This window comes from Janthinobacterium sp. NFX145 (assembly GCF_049810325.1).
Lineage (GTDB): Bacteria > Pseudomonadota > Gammaproteobacteria > Burkholderiales > Burkholderiaceae_D > Janthinobacterium > Janthinobacterium rivuli.
Map to the genome: position 1 here is coordinate 1638864 of NZ_CP187360.1, position 17860 is coordinate 1656723.

Sequence of the window (17860 nt, forward strand, 5' to 3'; positions counted from 1 at the left end):
ATTGACGAAGCGTGGCCGCAACGCCGGGCGCCTGCTGGCCATCGCCTGGGCGCTGGTGGTGGCGCTGCTGCTCGCGCATAACGCCTATCTGTGGCTGGGCAAGCGCATCGCGCCCGAAACCGACATTCTTGCCTTGCTGCCGGTGCAGGAGCGCGACCCTGTGCTGCAGGCATCGTTTACGCACATGGTCGACGCGGCGCAGCAGCGCGTGGCGGTGCTGGTCGGCGCGGCCGAATGGAGCGATGCGAAGCGCGCGGCTGACGCCTACGGCGCCGTGCTGGCGCGCCACGCGGGCCTGTTCCAGTCCACGCCGCTCGACGAGCAGACGCAGAACGACTGGCTGGCCCTGTTCCAGCAGCACCGATTGACCCTGCTGACGGCGCCGCAGGAAACGCAGCTGCGCCAGGAAACGCCCGCATTCTGGCGCGATTCGGCGTTGAGTCAGCTCTACAGTCCTTTCGGCGGGCCGAAGCTGGGCGCCTGGCAGGATGATCCTTTCGGCCTGTTCAGCGGCTGGGTGCAGGAACGCGCGCAGGAAACCCCCGTGCGGCCGCGCGACGGCCATTTGTTCGTCGCTGACGGCGAACGCCAGTATGTGCTGCTGCCGCTGACCTTGCGCCTGCCCGCCTTTTCGCTGGGCGCGCAGGAAAGCGCGCTGCCCGTGCTGGCACAAGCCGAGGCGGCGGCGCGGCAAGCCGTGGCCGGCGCGGACATCATCAGCGCCGGCGTGATCCTGCATGCGGCTGCCGCCAGCAGCCAGGCGGCGGGCGAGATGTCGACCATCGGCCTGGGCTCTTTGGCCGGCATCATCCTGCTGACGTGGCTGACCTTCCGCTCGGTCAAGCCGATTGCGCTGATCCTGCTGTCGATCGGCATCGGCTGCCTGGGTTCCCTGTCCGTGTGCTGGCTGCTGTTCGGTAAAGTCCACCTGATGACCCTGGTGTTTGGCGCCAGTCTGATCGGCGTGGCGCAGGATTACGGCATTTACTTTCTATGCAACCGCCTGGGCGCCGATCCGGCGCTCGATTCGCGCGCCTTGCTGCGCCGTTTGCTGCCGGGCCTGTGCCTGACCCTGCTGGCGGCCGTCATCGGCTACATGGGCCTGGCGCTGACGCCATTCCCCGGCCTGCGCCACATGGCCGTGTTTTCTGCCCTGGGGCTGGTGTTTGCCTGGCTGACGGTGGTGTTCTGGTTCCCCGCGCTGATAGGCGGCGGCACCCTGAAAAGCGGCGTCCTGGTCGCGCGCTATGGCGCGGCGCGCGCGCGCTGGCCGCTGTTGCGGGCCAACCGCGCCACCCTGGCTGGCGGCGTGCTGTTCGCCGTGTTTGCCGTCTTCGGCATCAGCCGCCTGGGCGTCAACGACGATATCCGCCTGCTGCAAACGCCGCCCGCGCACCTGATACGCGACCAGATCAAATTGAGCAAGCTGCTGGACGGACCCACGCCGGTGCAGTTCTACCTGGTGCGCGGCGGCAGCGCGGAAGTGGTACTGCAGCGCGAGGAAGCGTTGAAACAGCGGCTCCTGCCGCTGATCGCGCAAAAGCACATCAGCGGCGTCCAGGCCATGTCGAACTGGGTGCCATCGCTGCGGACGCAGGCGGCGCGCCGGGCCTTGCTCGACACGGCCATCCTGCGGCCGGGCGCAGCGCTCGACTTGCTGGCGCAGTCCGTCGATGAAGGTCCCAAGTGGGCCGGCAAGGTACGCGCGCAGTTGGCGCAAGCCGGTGCGCCGCTGTCGATCGATGCCTTCCTGAAGGTGCCGGCCAGCGAGCCGTGGCGCCATCTGTGGCTGGGCAAGGTCGAAGGCGGCTATGCCTCCATCGTCGCCTTGCGCGGCATGCAGTATGCGGCCATTCCCCTGCTGGCGAAGGCGGGCGAGGGCATGTCTGGGGTGCAGTGGGTCGACAAAGTCAGTGAAATTTCTTCGGTGCTGGGCCGCTACCGCGTCTACATGGGCGCCGTGGTGCTGGGTGCCTATCTGGTGGTGTTCGGCTTGCTGCTGCCCCGTTACCGGCGCCGCACCTGGCGCGTGCTGGCGCCGACGGCGCTGGCCAGCGTGGCGGCCCTGGCCTTGCTCGGTTATTTGAACCTGCCGCTGCAGCTGTTCCACGTGCTGGCGCTGATGCTGTTGCTGGGCGTGGGCGTCGATTACGGCATCTTCATGCAGGAGCATCCGGATCGCCGCAACAATACGCCGTGGCTGGCCGTGGGCTTGTCGGCGGCCAACACCATTCTGTCTTTCGGCTTGCTGGCCCTGAGCAAGACGGCCGCCTTGCAGGCATTCGGCCTGACCATGCTGATCGGCACGGCGCTGGTATGGCTGCTGTCGCCGTGCTTTGCCACAGCCGATCCTCGTAGCGCGGCCGATGCCGCAGGAGAAATCTGATGTTTTTGCGTTGTCAACGATGGGCGCCGGCACTGCTGCTGGCACTGGCCGGCTGCGCCAGCACGCCTCCTTCGGCACCGGCGCGCCTGGGCCTGAAACTGGCGCCGGCCGCGCTGGGCGCCACGGTCAGCGTGCAGCAGCACCTGGTCGTCGAACGGGCAGGGCGCATCGACGAACTCGATGCGGCGCTGGAAGTGGAACCGTCGCACCTGGATCTGGTGGGACTGGCGTTCGGCCAGCGCGTGCTGTCGCTGCATTACGACGGCAAGGAGATGACGTCGTGGCGCCACCTGATGCTGCCGGCACAGGTGCGCGCGGAAGACGTGCTGGAAGACATGCAGCTGACCCTGTGGCCGCGCGAAGCCATCGCGCAAGCCTTGCCCGCCGGCTGGCGCATCGAGGACAGCGGCTTGCGCCGCACCCTGTTCCTGCATGACGAGGCGGTGACGGTGATCGACTACAGCGCCATGCCGCGCTGGAGCGGCACGGTGGTGCTCGACAACCTGCGCTACCGCTATCGCCTGACGATACAGAACGCCCCGGAAGGAAGCTGAATGACTGGCTTGACCGTGTATTTGAATGACTGCGGCATCGTCTGCGCGCTGGGTGCCAGCCGCGACGAGGTGCGCGCGCGCCTGTTTGCCGCGCACAGCGGCGTGCTGCCCGTAGATACCTACACGCCGGGGCGCATGCTGCCCTTGGGCGTGGTCGATGCGGCCCTGCCATCGGTGGCGCAGCACGGCATCGCCGCGCGCAGCCGCAACAACCGGATGGCGCTGGCGGCGCTGGCGCAGATCCGCCCGGCCGTGGAACAGGCCATCGCCTGCTACGGCGCGGACCGCGTGGCCGTGGTGCTCGGCACCAGCACGTCGGGCATCGCCGAGACGGAAGGCGCGATCGGACAGCATGTGGCGGGCGACGGCTTGCCGGACGCCTTTCATTATGGGCAGCAGGAGATGGCGTCGCCGGCCCTGATGCTGGCCGAGGAACTGGGCATCGACGGCCCGGCGCTCGTGCATTCGAGCGCCTGTTCATCGAGCGCCAAGGCGATGGTCAGCGCGGCGCGCCTGATCCGCATGGGCTTGTGCGACGCCGTTCTGACGGGCGGCGTCGATACCCTGTGCGGCTTTACCGTGGCCGGTTTTTCCGCGCTGGCATCCGTCAGCGAACGGCGCTGCAATCCGCTGGGCGCGGGCCGCGACGGCATCAATATCGGCGAGGGCGCGGCCCTGTTCCTGATGACGGCGCAGCCGGCCGCAGTGGCCTTGCGCGGCTGGGGCGAATCGTCCGATGGCCACCATATGTCGGCGCCCGATCCCGCAGGCGGCGGCGCGCGTCTGGCTATTGGCCAGGCCCTGGCGCGCGCGGGCATCACGGCGGCGCAAGTCGACTACGTGAATTTGCACGGTACGGCCACGCCGCAGAACGATGCGATGGAAGCGCGCGTGGTGTCCGACCTGTTCGGCGCCACGGCGATGGTCAGTTCCACCAAGCCGCTGACGGGCCATGCGCTGGGCGCGGCGGCCGCCATCGAGGCCGCCCTGTGCTGGCTGGCGATGCAGGACGATAACGCCGAGGGCCTGCTGCCGCCGCACCTGTGGGATGGCGTGCGGGATGAATCCCTGCCGCCGCTGCGCCTGGCTTTGCCCGGTGCGCGCCTGGGGCGTCCGCTCGACTGGGCGCTGAGCAACTCGTTTGCCTTCGGTGGCTCGAACGCCGCTCTGCTGTTCGGGAGGGGAGCATGAGTTTTCCTCCTATCCGCGAGCTGGTGCCCCATTCCGGCGCCATGGTGCTGCTCGACCGGGTGTTGTCGGCCGATGCGGAAAACCTGTGCGCCGAAGTCACCATCCATGCCGGCAGCGTGTTGTATGACGCGACGTCGGCCGGTGTGGGCAGCTGGGTCGGCATCGAATACATGGCGCAGGCGATCGCCGCGCACGCGGGCTACCTGGCGCGGCTGGCCGGCGCGCCCGTGAAGATCGGTTTTTTGCTGGGGGCGCGGCGCTACGAAGCGCAGCTGCCCCTGTTTGTGGATGGCAGCGTGCTGCAGGTGCATGTGCAGCAGGCCTTGCAGGGCGAGAATGGACTGGGCGCGTTCGAGTGCCGTATCGAGATGGCGGGCGCCGTGCTGGCGCAGGCGACGATCACGGTATTTCAGCCCGAGGATGCAAAGCAATTTCTGCAGGAGAGTATGAATGGAGCGCAGCATGAGTAAAAGTATATTGGTGACGGGCTCGTCGCGCGGCATCGGCAAGGCCATCGCCTTGCGGCTGGCGCGCGACGGTTTTGACGTGGTGCTGCATTGCCGCAGCGCGCGCGGCGAAGCCGACGCGGTGGCGCAGCAGGTGCGGGCGCTTGGGCGCGCGGCGCGCGTGCTGCAATTCGATATCGGCGACCGTGCCGCGGCAGCTGCCGCGCTGGAAGCGGACATCGCCGAACATGGTTGCTATTACGGCGTTGTGTGCAACGCCGGCGTGGCGCGCGACAATGCGTTTCCCGCCATGTCGGGCGAGGACTGGGACATCGTCCTGCAAACCAACCTCGATGGTTTCTACAATGTGCTTAACCCGCTGGTGATGCCGATGGTACAGCGCCGCAAGCCGGGGCGCATCGTCACCATGGCGTCCGTTTCTGGCCTGATCGGCAACCGCGGGCAAGTCAATTACAGCGCCGCCAAGGCCGGCATCATCGGCGCGACCAAGGCGCTGGCGCTGGAACTGGCCAAGCGCGCCATCACGGTCAATTGCGTGGCGCCGGGCCTGATCGAGACGGACATGATCAGCGAGGTGCCGCTCGACGAAGCGCTGAAGATGATCCCCGCGCGCCGCGTCGGCACGCCGGAAGAAGTGGCCGCCGCCGTGAGTTTCCTCGTCGGCGAGGAAGCGGGCTACATCACGCGCCAGGTCATTTCCGTAAATGGGGGCATGGCATGAGCCGTCGGGTAGTCGTCACCGGCATGGCCGGCATCAGCCCGATCGGCAATGACTGGCCAGCCATCCGCCAGCGCCTGGGCGAGTACCGCAATGCCATCGTGCGCATGGGGGAATGGGCCGATTACGAAGGCTTGAATACGCAGCTGGGCGCGCCGGCCGCGCCGTTCGCGCTGACGGACCGCTACAACCGCAAGGCCGTGCGCAGCATGGGGCGCATCGCGCTGATGGCCACGCGCGCCAGCGAACTGGCGCTCGAACATGCTGGCCTGTCCGGGCACCCCGTGGTGAAAAGCGGACAGATGGGCATTTCCTTCGGTTCGTCGGCGGGCACGCCCAGCGCCATCGGCGACTTTGGCCGCATGATGGAAGAGCGCACCACCAAGGGCATCAACGCCACCACCTACATCAAGATGATGGCGCACACGGCGCCCGTGAATATCGGCGTGTTTTTCGGTGTCACGGGCCGGGTGATTACCACCTCGAGCGCCTGCACCTCGGGCAGCCAGGGCATCGGCTACGCCTACGAGGCGATCGCCGGCGGCAAGCAGCTGGCGATGATCGCCGGCGGCGCCGAAGAACTGTGCGCCACCGAGGCGGCCGTCTTCGACACCCTGTTCGCCACCAGTACGCGCAACGACGCAGGCGACACGACGCCGCGCCCGTTCGACGCCAGCCGCGATGGCCTGGTGATCGGCGAAGGCGCCGGTTGCCTGATCCTCGAAGAATTCGAGCATGCGCAGGCGCGCGGCGCCGCCATCCACGCCGAGCTGGTGGGCTTCGGCACCAACAGCGACGGCTGCCACGTGACCCAGCCGAACGCCGCCACCATGCGCCAGGCGATGCTGCTGGCGCTGGCCGACGCGGGACTGCAGCCATCCGATATCGGCTACATCAATGCGCATGGCACCGGTACGCAGCAGGGCGACATCGCTGAATCGCAAGCCACGTTCGAGGTGTTTGGCGACCGCACGCCTATCAGTTCGCTGAAAAGCTACATGGGCCACACCCTGGGTGCCTGCGGCGCGCTGGAAGCGTGGATCAGCATCGAGATGATGCGCGAGGGCTGGTTCGCCCCCACCATCAACTTGCAGCAGGTCGACCCGCAGTGCGCGCCGCTCGACTACATCGCCGGCGAAGGCAGGGCGATTGAAACCGAGTACGTCATGTCGAACAACTTTGCCTTTGGCGGCATCAATACGTCGCTGATCTTCAAGCGTTACCGGCCGTGAAGCCAGCTTGTGCTGGCGCAAGTGGCAAGTGTGGTTCCTTTTTTACTATCTTTAACTTATCGAGGAAAGCAGCATGAAAAAAATGATGATCCTGGCGGCGCTGAGCGCGGCGCTGACGGTTGTCTTGCCGGCACAGGCGGGCGATACCAAACACATGATGCCGATCGCCAATGCGATGTCTGCCAACGATGCCCAGGCCCGCCTTGGCGATACCGTCAAATTCTATTTTGGTGACCAGGCAACACCCCCGATTGCCACGCGCATCAGCAGCGACAAGACCAGTCAGAAAACCAATGGCGTCGGCAAGTCCGCAGAAACCTCGTGTAACTGGGCTTTCCTGTCGGCCATGCTGGCGCTGCAAAAGCGCGCGCAGTCGGTGGGCGCCGATGCCGTCGTCAATATCGTCAGCAATTACAAGAACATCGAAAATTCCAGCGCCACGCAATTCGAGTGCCATGAAGGCACGATGATGACGGGCGTGGCCTTGAAGGGCGAGTTCGTGAAGTTGAATGTAGGCAAGTAAGTAGCAGTAGCAGGAAGCAACAGGGAAGTCCACCCCGTCGGTAACCGGCGCAATCAGATGTAGTGATCGCGTCCGGGAGCCACTCCAATAAAAAAGTAGAAAGAGAATATGCAAAAAGTATCGAAAACTGTCGTCCTGGCCAGCGCGTTGCTGGCATTGACCATGTTGCAAGGCTGCGCCACGCGCATCAAGGCATCGTCGACGGCCAATCCGCCGCCGAGCGAGGCTTTCTCGTCGTTTGGCCGCATTGAAGTCAAGTCAACAGTCTTTGCCGAGGGCTACAAGGGCAACCAGGCCGCCATGGCGAAAATCGACGAGAATATCCGCAAGGACCTGGCCGAATCGTTGACCAGCTGGAATGCCGCCCCGGCCAATGGCCGCGTGTTGATCATCGAGCCTATCGTCGAAGAAATCCAGTTCAAGAGCGGCGCCAAGCGCGTATTCCTGGGCCCATTGGCCGGCAGCTCGGGCGTGCGCATGCGCGTCATGATTCGCGATAACAAGGGTGCGCTGGTTGCGACGCCGGAGTTCTTCCAGCGCGCGGATGCCATGGCGGCCGGATTCACGTTCGGCGTGCACGACAACCTGATGCTCACGCGGATTGCCAACTTGACCAGCGCGTATATCAAGGCCAACTATGTACGTGCCGAAGGCGGCCCGACTGGCGCCGATAATAAGGCGATTGAAGCGCCGATGACGAACTAAGACGGATATGGCGCACAAGCGCCTGCAGGTCTGCTAAGAATGGCAGCGACGGGCAACCGCGCCGCCATTTTTTTTGTCGCTTGCATGTTGCTAATTGTGGCAGACTGCGCCTTTGCCTATCCAGACCTTGTCATGCCACCAGCCTTGCCCAGTAACGGCGCCAGCATCTGCCTGCTCGATATTCGCACAATCGCTGTTGCGCAGCTCCGTCAGTATGAAACGTGGCTGGGTCCGGCGGAAGCGGCCCGGTACGCAGGCTTTGTGCGGCCGCTGCGCCGGCGCCAGTTCCTGCTGGGACGCGCGCTGCTGCGTGCAAGCATGGGGGAAATGCTGGAAGTGGCGCCTGAGTCCATCGCGCTGGAAGAAAGACCAGGTCAGGCGCCGCGGCTGCTGGCGCCCGCTGGCGGTCCCTATTTCAGTATTTCGCACAGCGGCCACTGGGTCGCTTGCGCATTGAGCGGAACCACGCGGCTGGGGCTCGATATTGAGCTGCGCGATTCTGGCCGAGACGTGCTGGCGCTGGCGCGTCAGGCGTTTGGCGCGGCCGTGGCGGCGGATCTGGAAAAGCTGCCACAGGAGGAGCGCCGCCAGGCGTTTTACCAGCGCTGGAGCGAGGCGGAGGCGCGCTACAAGCTGGGCATGGACGCGGGCGCTTGCGTGACCTTGGCGCATGCCGAGCTGTCCATCGTGTTGTGCAGCGCCGCGCCGCTGACACGCGCGCCCGTCTTGCTATTGTCTGGCCTGGCGCCAGACTAATTCCCCCGCACCACGATTTCCTGCACCTTCGGTTCGCGCTGGCGCATGAAGCGCACGATGGAATCGACGCTGACGACGTCGATCTGGCGCGTCATGCGGCGCTCGAACGGGTGATCGTCAAAAGCGATATTCGCGCGGAACATGCGCGCGCCCAGGCGCGTGGCGGCGGGTATGCTCAGCGTTTGCGGCGCGTAGCTGGCGCTGCGCAGCCAGGCTTGCGCTTCGGCGCGCGTTTCGATCTTGCCAGGCTCGTTGCCGGCAGCAGCCAGGATTTCCAGCACCCACTGGTTGGAGTTCTGGTATTTGGTGGAAAACGGGTAGGCCAGCATATTGTAGTGCGGCTCATGCATACGCTTGGGCGTGCTCGACGTCAGCAGGCGCGCCAGTTGCTGCTGCGTATCCTGGCCGGGAATCAGGATCAGGGATTCATACATGAACACATCATCCATGAAGAAATTTCCCAAGCCTTCATTGAACAGCGACGATTGCGCCGTGCCGCATTCGTTGAGTTCATGCACCACCAGCCAGCGCCCTTTCGGGTGGTCGCGCCAGGCCAGGGCCACGTGCGAATAACGCAAATTGTACTTCGACAGGTCCTGGCCGACGCGCGCCACCAGGGCCACTTGCGCGCCTGAGCCATCGAGCGCCTGCAAGGTTTTTTGCGCCAGGTCCATCGACTTGACGAGCGTGGTGGCGTCGGTGGGTTTTTCCTCGCACGAGCGTCCCGCATGGGCGGTGCCGGCCAGGGCCAGGCTGATGAGAATGGCAGTCAGGCGTTTCATGGGTTCACGCTTTCGAATGGTGGAGGATGGCATTGCCTGCCGCATTCGGCACATAGGCGATGGCCTTGCCCGACAGCACCAGCATGTGCCCCGTCGAGACGGCCACCACCTGAACCACCGTGCCGGCTGCCAGCGACAGGCCCTGCGCGGCTTGCTTGCCCAGCTTGACCGATACCGTGGCCGCTTTCGAGGCGCCCCTGGCTGTGCTTTTGAGCACGACGACGCTGCCGTCGGCCACGTCTTCCACCGTGTCGATGACGATTTCACCGGCGGCGGCCAGCACGGACATGGAGCCGATCAGCACGATGGCCGACGCTGTGCTGGCGTTGTCGGAGGCCCTGCTGGCATCGGAATTGGCGGCCTGCGATGTCAGGCTGACGGCGCACAGCAAGGTCATGGCGAGTAAGTGTTTCATGGATGTCCTGTTCTTCTTGATGGGGGCTTACACTTGGGAATGATGCAGCAGTGCCTTGCCCAGTTCATTCGGGATGAAGGCGATGGCCTTGCCGGACAGCACCAGCATGTGGCCAGTGGACATCGCCACCACGCTGACCACCGTGCCGGCGGCCAGTGACAGGCCCTTGGCCGCTTGTGTGCTCATCTGTATCGACGCGCCACCGGCCTCGGACGCGCCCTTGAGCACGATGACGATGCCTTCGCCTACCGTCTCCACGCTGGCAACGATGATCTGTCCGGAGGCGACCAGCATCGACATGGAACCGGCCACCACGATAGCGGAACCCTGGCTCAGGTTTTGCGATCCTTTCGACAGGTTTTCCGAGACGGCCGCATGGGCCGAACCCGCCATGGAAGCGGCCAGCAGCGACAAGGACAAGCAGATGGGTAGCAAGCGTTTCATGGATGTCTCCTTCTTGATATGCCTGATTGGCAGAGGCATGATTGTCGACGGCAGCATTTCGGTCAATCAAAACGCTACTCGTAGTGGTCAGTCATACTCATGGTATTACTTTTTGATACTATATTGGCTTGTAGTAATTAAAGGATCGCCATGCCCCAGACCCACGCCTTGATCGAAGCCCTGAAACGCCTGTTGAAAGCGCGCTCCGTCACGTATGCCGAACTGGCGCAGCGCATCGGCATGTCCGAAGCCAGCGTCAAGCGCATGTTTTCGCAGAAGCAATTCACGCTGCAGCGGCTGGACCAGATCCTGGTCGCCATCGGCAGCGATTTCCAGCAACTGGCGCAGGCCGTACATGCGGCGCAGGCCACGCCGACCCTGATCACGGGGCTGACGTATGCGCAAGAGAAGGAAATCATCGACGATCCCAGGCTGTTCGTGGTGGCCGTCTCCGCCTTGAACCTGCTGCCGCTGGAACAGATCATCGCCATCTACGACATCAGCGAGGCGCAAGCCGTGAAATACCTGCTGCGTCTCGACAAGATCGGTTTTCTGGAACTGCTGCCGAATAACCGGGTCAAACTGCTGGTGGCGCGCACGTTTGCATGGATACCGAACGGTCCTATCCACACGTATTTCAAAAAGGAAGCCTATGGCGACTATTTGAACTCGCAGTTCGATGGTGAGACGGAATTGCTGCGCCTGGTGAACGTGATGCTGTCGAAAAAATCCACGGCGGCCTTGCTCGAACGCCTGAAGCAAGTGGCCGTGGAATTCTCGCAGCAGCACCAGGAAGACGCGCGCCTGCCTGGCGATGAGCGCCTGGCCATCAGCTTCATGCTGGCGGCGCGGCCGTGGATGCCGCGGACGTTCAAGGCACTGCTGCGGCAGTGAGTCGGCGCGTGCCGCGTTCAGACGGTTAAGGTTAAGGTTAATGTTCCTGCTCCTGCTTGTCGGCACTGCCATGTTCCGCTTTCATCTGCGACAGCAAACGCCAGGCAAAAAAGCCCAGCACGGCCACGCCCAGCAGCAGTGCGGCCCACAGCGCGGCCAGGCGCCACGGCGCCCCGTCCTTTGTGACGGGTGCTGGCGCCTCTACGCCCCCGTTGGGTTTGAGCGGACCGGCGCTGGCAGTCTTGAGCACCAGCAGTTCGTCCGCCCTGAAGCCGGGCGCCACCTGCGCCAGCGGTTGCGCAACGGCGGCGGCGTTGCTGTTGCCGAATGCCAGCTGATAGGGCGGCTTGCCGCTGGCCAGGAAAACGACGGTGGCCGGTGTCCAGCCCAGGCGCAAGGAGGGCGCATTGGCTGCGGGGACAGGATGTTCCGTGGAGGTCTGCAGCACCCATTCGTTTGTTTGCGTCACGGGCATGGCCAGGTCGCCCGAGATCCTTTCTTTGCCATCGAGGCCGATGCGGTAAAACGTGGTGCTCAGCAGGGGATCGAAATAGGCGCCTTGCGCGGGACGCGCCTGGTGGCGCAGGTGCAGCCGGTGCCGGGGAACATAGCTGTTCTGGCGATACACGCCCAGGGTTACGGGCAGTACCGTATTGGTCTGTGTCAATTGCAGGGCGATGCTGTCGGCGGGAATGGCGAGAGGAGTGGCGTAGCGCCATTCATTTGCCTGCTTGCCGGGCGCGCCTTGCAGCACGACGCTGGCGCGCGGTGGGGGGATGTCCGTTTCGCTGACGGCTTGCGCCGTAATCGCCGCAAAGGCCAGCGGTTCGCCTGCTTGCCAGCTCAGGCGCGCATAGCGAAAAGCGCGCGGCGCAAAGGCGATGCTGTCGTTGGCCAGGGTTTGCGTGTCGCTGTTGCTGAGCCAATTCAGGGTGGTGGTGCCGATGGCGTCCCATTGTTTCAGGTCGTCGCTTACTTCCAGCAACACTTGCGCACTGTAATTGTCCGTGCGGGGCGGTGGCGTGAAGCGCAAGGCGGCGATGCGCTTGTCTTGCGTTTGCCTGCCCAGATCGAGGATCAGCGCTTGCAGCGCCGCCGTCGCCGTGGCCGTGCCGGCGCGTGCGCTGACCGACAGCAAGCGGCCATCGTCGGCCGTGCGGATATCGATGCCTTGCAAGCCGTCGCCAGTTGCCGGCGCGCCCGTCAGCGGGAAAATGCGCACTGGAATGGCTGTCCGCTGCGTCGCCGATTGCGCGGGCGGCGCGCCGATGGCATAGGCCAGGCGCTTGCCGTCGGCGTCGAATAACCGAACGTCGGCCAGGTTGGCCGAGCTGGCGTGCAGGTAGACTTCCCTGGGCAATGTTAGCTGCACGACGCCGGCGCCGGCCGGCGAGTGGATGGGCATGCTCCAGGCATAGTCCTGTGGCCGGTCCTGGCCAGGCGCGGCCAGCGCGGCGCCTGCCATCAGCAGGCTGCAGCAGATCAATGTGGCTTTCATGCGGCTCCTTGTTGCGGTTCGGCTGGCGCTGGCGCGGCAGCCTTGGGGAAGGGCGCCAGGTAGCCGATCAAGACCATCAGCAAGCCGACACCGACAAACGAGATGATGCGTTCGATGCCGCCCACGTTGGACAGGTCGATCAGAAACAGTTTCACGACTACCAGCCCCAGCAGCACGGCGCCCATGCTCCATTGCTGGCGCCGCTGCTGGCGCGCCGCGTGGCGCATCAGCAGCAGGGCCGTGACGCTCCACACGAGCGACAGCATCGCTTGCACGAACTGCGAGGCCAGCATGGCGTCAAAGGTATATGGCACGCCCAGGTAATGCGACACGGTGCGCAGCAGCATCAGGTTGAACCAGCCATACAGCAAGCACGCGGCCACGACTGGCAGGCGCGTTTGCCACACGGCGGGCAGCGGGATCTGGCCGGCCGGGAATAAACGGTAGCTGGCAATGGCCAGCAGGACGGCAAAGCCCGTGCTCAGGTCCAGCGGATTGAGCAGCGGAAAATAGGGCAGCGGGGCCATGGCGCCATCGTCGAAAATGTTCCATGCGGCGATCAAGAGCAGCGACCATGCCGCCGCCAGCGGGATCAGATAACGCTGGTACCAGTCTGCAATCGGCGCCACTGGCCAGGCGTTCGCTCGGCAGCGGCGGATCAGCAAGGCCAGTACCAGCATCATGCTCCACGCCGGCAAGTAGCGGGCCCAGGCAGGGCTGACCTTGTCTTCATGCTGTGCCAGCCAGGCGCTGACATGCATGGCGCCAACCGGCCACAGCATCAGCCAGGGCGCGCTAGTGCGCAGCGTATGCAACAGGCGCTGCGCCCGCACGTCGAGTTGCCAGCCCGCCTGCGGCCAGGCCCGCAGCAGGTATTCGCCGGCCGCCAGGGCGCTGGCCAGGGCCAGCCAGCTCAAGCCCGTCGGCAGGTAATCGCGCAGGTACAGCGCCAGCAGCATGTTGACGCTCCACAAGCCCAGGCCGAGCCAGGCGGCGACGGTGAACCAGCGCAGCTGCGGCCAATCGAGGCGCCGCGCCAGGAGGGCGAACGCGGGCGTCGTGACGGATACGGCGATCAGGTACAGGGCCAGCCAGTGCTCGCCCGCGTGCGGCTGCATCGTCAGGTCGCCGTCGATCAGGCGCAGCAGCCAGCTGGTGAAGGGCACGAGGATGGCGGCAAACCACAGCAAGCCGCTCCACACCAGCAGGGGACGCGCTACCAGGGCCGGCAGTTCGTCGCCGCCGCGCGCGCGCAGCGCAAGGAAGCGGGCGCTGGCGAAGGCGGCGGCGCCCAGCAGCAGCGCGCTGAGGAAGGAGCCGTCGAACAGGCTGGCCGGGTGCTGGTCCCAGGCCCAGCTGGCGCGGCTGAGCATGACCATGCCGGCCAGCACCTGCACGGCCAGCAGCAGGGCGCGCGGCGCATGCCATTGTTCGCGCCGCGCCAGCGCCGCCAGCAGGGCTGCCACTGCCAGCGCGCTGACGGTGAGCAGGTTCAATTGCGTGGCGGCATCCGTGCGCAGCAGGATTTCGGTCCAGATGCCGCCCAGCAGCCAGACCGTGGCGGCCGTCAGGAACAGCACGGACAGGCTGCGCATGAACTCCGGGTGCAAGTGACTGCCGTGGCGGCGGAAATTGTAGGCCATCACCAGCGCGGCGGCAGCCAGCAGCGTGCAGCCGAGCCAGATGTTGGCGTCCAGGGCCGCTGCCGTATTGAGTTCTTGCATGGCGCCGAGGAAAGCCAGCCAGGCGGCCCCCTGCACCAGCAGACCGAAGACCCAGGCCAGCGTCTGGCGCTGGCGCAAGCCGACCCAGACGATGCCCGCGCCTTCCAGCGCCCAGGCGGCGGAGGTCCAGCGGCCATCTAATGCAAACGGAATGGCCAGGGTGCCGAAGACGATGCCCAGCGCCAGGAAGGCTTCGGCCAGCAGTTTGAAGCCGTTCCTGCGCCACAGCGCCACGGCCAGTCCCGTGTAGGTCAAGCCGGCAAGCAGCGCGGAAAACGCCAGGCCGAGGTCAAAGTGCCGCACCAGGCCGTATTGCAGGCCCATGGCTGCCAGCGGCGTGCCGAACACGAGCGTGCCATCCACGTAATGCTTGAGGCGCGGCGCCTGGCGCGCGCAGTAGGCAATCGCGATGCCGATATAGAACAGCACGAACAGGATCAAAAACAGCTGCGTCGACAGGTAGTGCTCGGGCGTGTAGCGCAGCAGGCCCCAGGTGGTGGCGACGACAAAGGTAAAGCCAAAGCTCAGCACATTCAGCACGCGCCAGGCGCGTTTCAGGGCGATGGCGAAGACGCCCGCGTTGAGCAGCGCGTAATAGCTGAACAGGCCGATATGATTGCCGCTGCCCGTCGACACGAGCAGAGGCACGGCAAAGCCGCCGATGATACCGAAAACGGCCAGCCAGACGGCGTTTTGCAGCACCGCCAGCAAACACGTGAATGCCGTCAGCACGAACAGCACGGCAAATGCCATGCCGGCCGGAATCAGTTCATACAGGCGGAAGGCGCCAAACGTCACCAGCATCAATATCGCCAGCGCCGTGCCCTGCAGCGGCAGGCTGATGCCGGGACGGCTGATGCGGATGCGCCAGGCCCAGGCCAGCAGGGCGATGTCGGCCAGCGCGATGCCGGCCAGGCGCAGCTCGATGGGCAGCGTGACCTGCGCCGACACGTATTTGAGCAGGAAGCTGACGCCGAGGAAGAGGATCAGCAAGCCCAGCTTGGCGACCAGGTTGCCCGTGAACAGCCAGTTCTTCGCCCTGGCAACGAGACCGTTCGGGTGCGCGATCCAGGAAGGGGTGTTGGGGACGGCAGGGGCGGACTTTGGGGGAACTGGCGGGGCAGGCGGAACTGGTTTCGGCGGCACGGGTGCGGCTGGCGCGGGGGGGGCTGCCGGCGCGGCCTTCGCCACTTCGGCCACCTTGATCGCAGCGGCTTGGGGCGCGGGTGGGGGCGCCGGCGCGGCCACTGGCGCCACGCTGGCAGACGCGGCCGCTGGTGCTTCGGCGCGCCCTTCCAGCGTGTGCAGGCGTGCCTGCACGCTGTCGACGTCCTTGCGCAGGCGCGCCGTCAGCAATTCCAGATCGGCCACTTTCCTGCGGTATTGCAGCACCTGCACGAAGGCGGTGATCAGCAAGCCAAATATGATCAGCGATATCAATCCAAACATGGGGCAGCTTTCCTGGATGGTCAGGGCGAAGGCGCCCGATGTATGCGCACATTACCTTATTATCAAGAAAAAGGCGTTTTTTGTTGTGCCATGGAAGTAGTAGGGTGCGGCGCCAGCATGGCGCGGCGCGGCGCTTTACGTATTGATGCCAAGCAAGATGACGACATTCAGATTGTCGTGCGCAAGATAGTGCTGTATTTTAGCAATTCCTTAATTGCCCGTTCCCCATGCCATGAGTCAAAGCAGCCAGTTTTCCTTATTGTCGCAGCGCCGTTTCGGGCCCTTCTTCTGGACCCAGTTCTTTGGCGCCTTCAACGACAATCTGTTCAAGACGGCCCTGATGGTGATCCTCGCCTACGATGCGCTGAGCTGGACCACGCTCGACCCGTCCACCATCACCAACCTGATCCCAGGCCTGTTCATTTTGCCGTATGTCGTGTTTTCGGCCACGGCGGGCCAGCTGGCCGACAAATTTGAAAAGGCGGGCCTGGCCCGCTTCGTGAAATGGATGGAACTGGCCATCATGGCCGTGGCCGCCGCTGGCTGGATGACGCACACCCTGTGGCTGCTGGTGGCCGCCGTGGTGGGCATGGGCGTGCATTCGACCCTGTTCGGTCCCGTCAAGTATGCCTACCTGCCGCAGCAGCTGAAACCCGAGGAATTGGTCGGTGGCAATGGCCTGATCGAGATGGGGACGTTTGTCGGCATCTTGTTGGGCGAAATCCTCGGCGCCGTCCTGATCGTGCACAAGCCGCTGGGCGTGGAGCTGGTGGCCGGCGCGACCATCGCCGTGGCCGTGTTCGGCCTGATCGCCAGCTACCGCGTGCCGCGCACGCCGGCGCCCGAGCCGGACTTGAAGGTGAGTTTGAATTTTGTCGCCGAATCGTTCCGCAACCTGAATTTTTCGCGCAAGAACCGTCCCGTCTTCCTGGCCATGCTGGGCAACTCCTGGTTCTGGTTTTACGGCGCCCTGATCCTGGCCCAGTTCCCCGTGTATTCCAAGGATTTCCTGCATGGCGACCATAGCGTGTTCGTGCTGCTGCTGACCGTGTTTTCCGTCGGCATCGGCACGGGTTCGCTGCTGTGCGAACGCCTGTCCGGCCACAAGATCGAAATCGGCCTGGTGCCGTTCGGCTCCATCGGCCTGTCGCTGTTCGGCATCGACCTGTATTTCGCCAACAATGCGTATGCGAATACGCAAGTGGTCGACGCGCTGGCGTTCGTCAGCCAGGCGGGCGTGCCGCGCATTCTGATCGACATCGTCATGATCGGCGTCTTCGGCGGCTTCTTCATCGTGCCCCTGTTCGCCCTGATCCAGACGCGTTGCGACCCGAAACACATTTCGCGCACGATCGCCGGCATGAATATCCTGAACGCGCTGTTCATGGTGGCGGCGGCCGGCGTGGCCATCGTGCTGCTGGGGCAAGGGTTTACGATTCCGCAGCTGTTCCTCGTCACAGCCATTTTGAATGCGCTGGTGGCCGCCTACATCTTCTCGCTGGTGCCGGAATTCCTCATGCGTTTCCTGGCGTGGATATTGATCCAGACCGTGCACAGGGTCAAAGTCGTGGATGGCGAGCGTATCCCGACGGAAGGGGCGGCCGTGCTGGTGTGCAACCACGTCAGCTATGTGGACGCCATCGTCATCATGGCGGCCAGCCCCCGCCCCATCCGTTTCGTCATGGACCACCGCATCTTCAAAATGCCGCTGATGGGCTGGATATTCCGCACGGCCAAGGCGATTCCCATCGCGCCGGCCAAGGAAGATCCTTTCCTGATGGAAAAAGCGTTTATCGATATCGCGCAAGCGCTGCATGAGGGCGAACTCGTGTGCATCTTCCCGGAAGGCAAGCTGACGCGCACCGGCCAGATCAGCGAATTCAAGGGCGGCATTGCGAAGATAGTCGAGCGCAGCAAGGTGCCCGTGATTCCGCTGGCGCTGCGCGGCTTGTGGGGGCATCTGTTGAGCCATCGCAACGGCCATTTGTTCGAGCGCGCCTTCAAGGCGGGCTTGCGCTCGCGTTTGTCGCTGGCCGTGGGCATGCCCGTGGCGCCCGAGGCCGCCACGCCGGAGTTGCTGCAACAGAAAGTGCAGGAATTGCGCGGCAAGTGGAAATAAGCG

At 64.7% G+C, this 17860-nt stretch carries 16 protein-coding genes; 11 read left to right on the plus strand and 5 right to left on the minus strand.

Going from position 1 to position 17860, the window contains the following annotated elements:
- The first annotated feature begins 1 nt into the window (after window position 1).
- From ACPJXG_RS07325 to ACPJXG_RS07365, 9 genes are all read left to right on the plus strand, one after another.
- Window positions 2–2386 carry an MMPL family transporter gene (locus ACPJXG_RS07325; protein WP_425254723.1) on the plus strand — a complete coding sequence of 795 codons (2385 nt, stop codon included), beginning with the start codon at window positions 2–4 and terminating at the stop codon, window positions 2384–2386.
- Window positions 2386–2940 carry a DUF3261 domain-containing protein gene (locus tag ACPJXG_RS07330; RefSeq protein ID WP_402719032.1) on the plus strand — a complete coding sequence of 185 codons (555 nt, stop codon included), beginning with the start codon at window positions 2386–2388 and terminating at the stop codon, window positions 2938–2940. Before ACPJXG_RS07325 ends, ACPJXG_RS07330 begins: the two co-directional genes overlap by 1 nt.
- Window positions 2941–4131: a beta-ketoacyl-ACP synthase gene (locus tag ACPJXG_RS07335; RefSeq protein ID WP_425253817.1), complete on the plus strand. Its 1191-nt coding sequence runs from the start codon at window positions 2941–2943 to the stop codon at window positions 4129–4131.
- Window positions 4128–4601, plus strand: a complete 474-nt coding sequence (locus tag ACPJXG_RS07340) for a hotdog family protein (protein ID WP_035820954.1) — start codon at window positions 4128–4130, stop codon at window positions 4599–4601. Before ACPJXG_RS07335 ends, ACPJXG_RS07340 begins: the two co-directional genes overlap by 4 nt.
- On the plus strand, window positions 4594–5319 hold the full coding sequence (gene fabG / locus ACPJXG_RS07345) for a 3-oxoacyl-ACP reductase FabG (RefSeq protein ID WP_425253818.1): 726 nt from the start codon (window positions 4594–4596) through the stop codon (window positions 5317–5319). The genes ACPJXG_RS07340 and fabG overlap by 8 nt, the downstream gene beginning before the upstream one ends.
- The gene (locus ACPJXG_RS07350; protein ID WP_425253819.1) at window positions 5316–6548 is read left to right on the plus strand and encodes a beta-ketoacyl-ACP synthase; all 1233 of its coding nucleotides are present in this window, start codon (window positions 5316–5318) and stop codon (window positions 6546–6548) included. The genes fabG and ACPJXG_RS07350 overlap by 4 nt, the downstream gene beginning before the upstream one ends.
- Before the next feature lie 73 nt (window positions 6549–6621).
- Window positions 6622–7071, plus strand: coding sequence for an excinuclease ATPase subunit (locus ACPJXG_RS07355; RefSeq protein WP_425253820.1), 450 nt, complete (start codon window positions 6622–6624; stop codon window positions 7069–7071).
- A 108-nt stretch (window positions 7072–7179) separates the two neighbouring features.
- Window positions 7180–7776, plus strand: coding sequence for a hypothetical protein (locus tag ACPJXG_RS07360; protein WP_425253821.1), 597 nt, complete (start codon window positions 7180–7182; stop codon window positions 7774–7776).
- A 132-nt stretch (window positions 7777–7908) separates the two neighbouring features.
- Window positions 7909–8532, plus strand: a complete 624-nt coding sequence (locus ACPJXG_RS07365) for a 4'-phosphopantetheinyl transferase family protein (RefSeq protein WP_425253822.1) — start codon at window positions 7909–7911, stop codon at window positions 8530–8532.
- On the opposite strand, the gene ACPJXG_RS07370 is transcribed toward ACPJXG_RS07365, so the two are convergent.
- From ACPJXG_RS07370 to ACPJXG_RS07380, 3 genes are read right to left on the minus strand one after another with little or no spacing between them, the layout of a single operon-like run.
- Complete coding sequence (locus ACPJXG_RS07370) at window positions 8529–9314, minus strand: DUF2145 domain-containing protein (RefSeq protein WP_099403683.1); 786 nt, start codon at window positions 9312–9314, stop codon at window positions 8529–8531. The two genes, ACPJXG_RS07365 and ACPJXG_RS07370, sit on opposite strands and share 4 nt — an antisense overlap.
- A gap of 4 nt (window positions 9315–9318) precedes the next feature.
- Complete coding sequence (locus tag ACPJXG_RS07375) at window positions 9319–9729, minus strand: hypothetical protein (RefSeq protein ID WP_425253823.1); 411 nt, start codon at window positions 9727–9729, stop codon at window positions 9319–9321.
- Between the two features lie 27 nt (window positions 9730–9756).
- Complete coding sequence (locus ACPJXG_RS07380) at window positions 9757–10173, minus strand: hypothetical protein (RefSeq protein ID WP_051958932.1); 417 nt, start codon at window positions 10171–10173, stop codon at window positions 9757–9759.
- 150 nt (window positions 10174–10323) lie between these two features.
- On the opposite strand from ACPJXG_RS07380, the gene ACPJXG_RS07385 reads away from it, so the two are divergent.
- Window positions 10324–11067, plus strand: coding sequence for a helix-turn-helix domain-containing protein (locus ACPJXG_RS07385; RefSeq protein WP_425253824.1), 744 nt, complete (start codon window positions 10324–10326; stop codon window positions 11065–11067).
- A 37-nt stretch (window positions 11068–11104) separates the two neighbouring features.
- Here the strand turns inward: ACPJXG_RS07385 and ACPJXG_RS07390 are convergent, their stop codons facing one another.
- Window positions 11105–12565, minus strand: a complete 1461-nt coding sequence (locus ACPJXG_RS07390; protein WP_425253825.1) for a DUF3999 family protein — start codon at window positions 12563–12565, stop codon at window positions 11105–11107.
- Entirely contained in the window at window positions 12562–15738 is a 3177-nt protein-coding gene (locus ACPJXG_RS07395) for a DUF2339 domain-containing protein (RefSeq protein ID WP_425253826.1), read from the minus strand. The genes ACPJXG_RS07390 and ACPJXG_RS07395 overlap by 4 nt, the downstream gene beginning before the upstream one ends.
- A 232-nt stretch (window positions 15739–15970) precedes the next feature.
- On the opposite strand from ACPJXG_RS07395, the gene ACPJXG_RS07400 reads away from it, so the two are divergent.
- Window positions 15971–17857, plus strand: coding sequence for an MFS transporter (locus tag ACPJXG_RS07400; RefSeq protein ID WP_425253827.1), 1887 nt, complete (start codon window positions 15971–15973; stop codon window positions 17855–17857).
- Window positions 17858–17860: the final 3 nt, after the last annotated feature.

Bases quoted from the DNA above. Each gene is read 5' to 3' on its own strand.
- ACPJXG_RS07330 (WP_402719032.1), top strand. From the start codon at position 2,386: ATGTTTTTGCGTTGTCAACGATGGGCGCCGGCACTGCTGCTGGCACTG.
- ACPJXG_RS07335 (WP_425253817.1), top strand. From the start codon at position 2,941: ATGACTGGCTTGACCGTGTATTTGAATGACTGCGGCATCGTCTGCGCG.
- ACPJXG_RS07340 (WP_035820954.1), top strand. From the start codon at position 4,128: ATGAGTTTTCCTCCTATCCGCGAGCTGGTGCCCCATTCCGGCGCCATG.
- fabG (WP_425253818.1), top strand. From the start codon at position 4,594: ATGAGTAAAAGTATATTGGTGACGGGCTCGTCGCGCGGCATCGGCAAG.
- ACPJXG_RS07350 (WP_425253819.1), top strand. From the start codon at position 5,316: ATGAGCCGTCGGGTAGTCGTCACCGGCATGGCCGGCATCAGCCCGATC.
- ACPJXG_RS07355 (WP_425253820.1), top strand. From the start codon at position 6,622: ATGAAAAAAATGATGATCCTGGCGGCGCTGAGCGCGGCGCTGACGGTT.
- ACPJXG_RS07360 (WP_425253821.1), top strand. From the start codon at position 7,180: ATGCAAAAAGTATCGAAAACTGTCGTCCTGGCCAGCGCGTTGCTGGCA.
- ACPJXG_RS07365 (WP_425253822.1), top strand. From the start codon at position 7,909: ATGCCACCAGCCTTGCCCAGTAACGGCGCCAGCATCTGCCTGCTCGAT.
- ACPJXG_RS07370 (WP_099403683.1), bottom strand. From the start codon at position 9,314: ATGAAACGCCTGACTGCCATTCTCATCAGCCTGGCCCTGGCCGGCACC.
- ACPJXG_RS07375 (WP_425253823.1), bottom strand. From the start codon at position 9,729: ATGAAACACTTACTCGCCATGACCTTGCTGTGCGCCGTCAGCCTGACA.
- ACPJXG_RS07380 (WP_051958932.1), bottom strand. From the start codon at position 10,173: ATGAAACGCTTGCTACCCATCTGCTTGTCCTTGTCGCTGCTGGCCGCT.
- ACPJXG_RS07385 (WP_425253824.1), top strand. From the start codon at position 10,324: ATGCCCCAGACCCACGCCTTGATCGAAGCCCTGAAACGCCTGTTGAAA.
- ACPJXG_RS07390 (WP_425253825.1), bottom strand. From the start codon at position 12,565: ATGAAAGCCACATTGATCTGCTGCAGCCTGCTGATGGCAGGCGCCGCG.
- ACPJXG_RS07395 (WP_425253826.1), bottom strand. From the start codon at position 15,738: ATGTTTGGATTGATATCGCTGATCATATTTGGCTTGCTGATCACCGCC.
- ACPJXG_RS07400 (WP_425253827.1), top strand. From the start codon at position 15,971: ATGAGTCAAAGCAGCCAGTTTTCCTTATTGTCGCAGCGCCGTTTCGGG.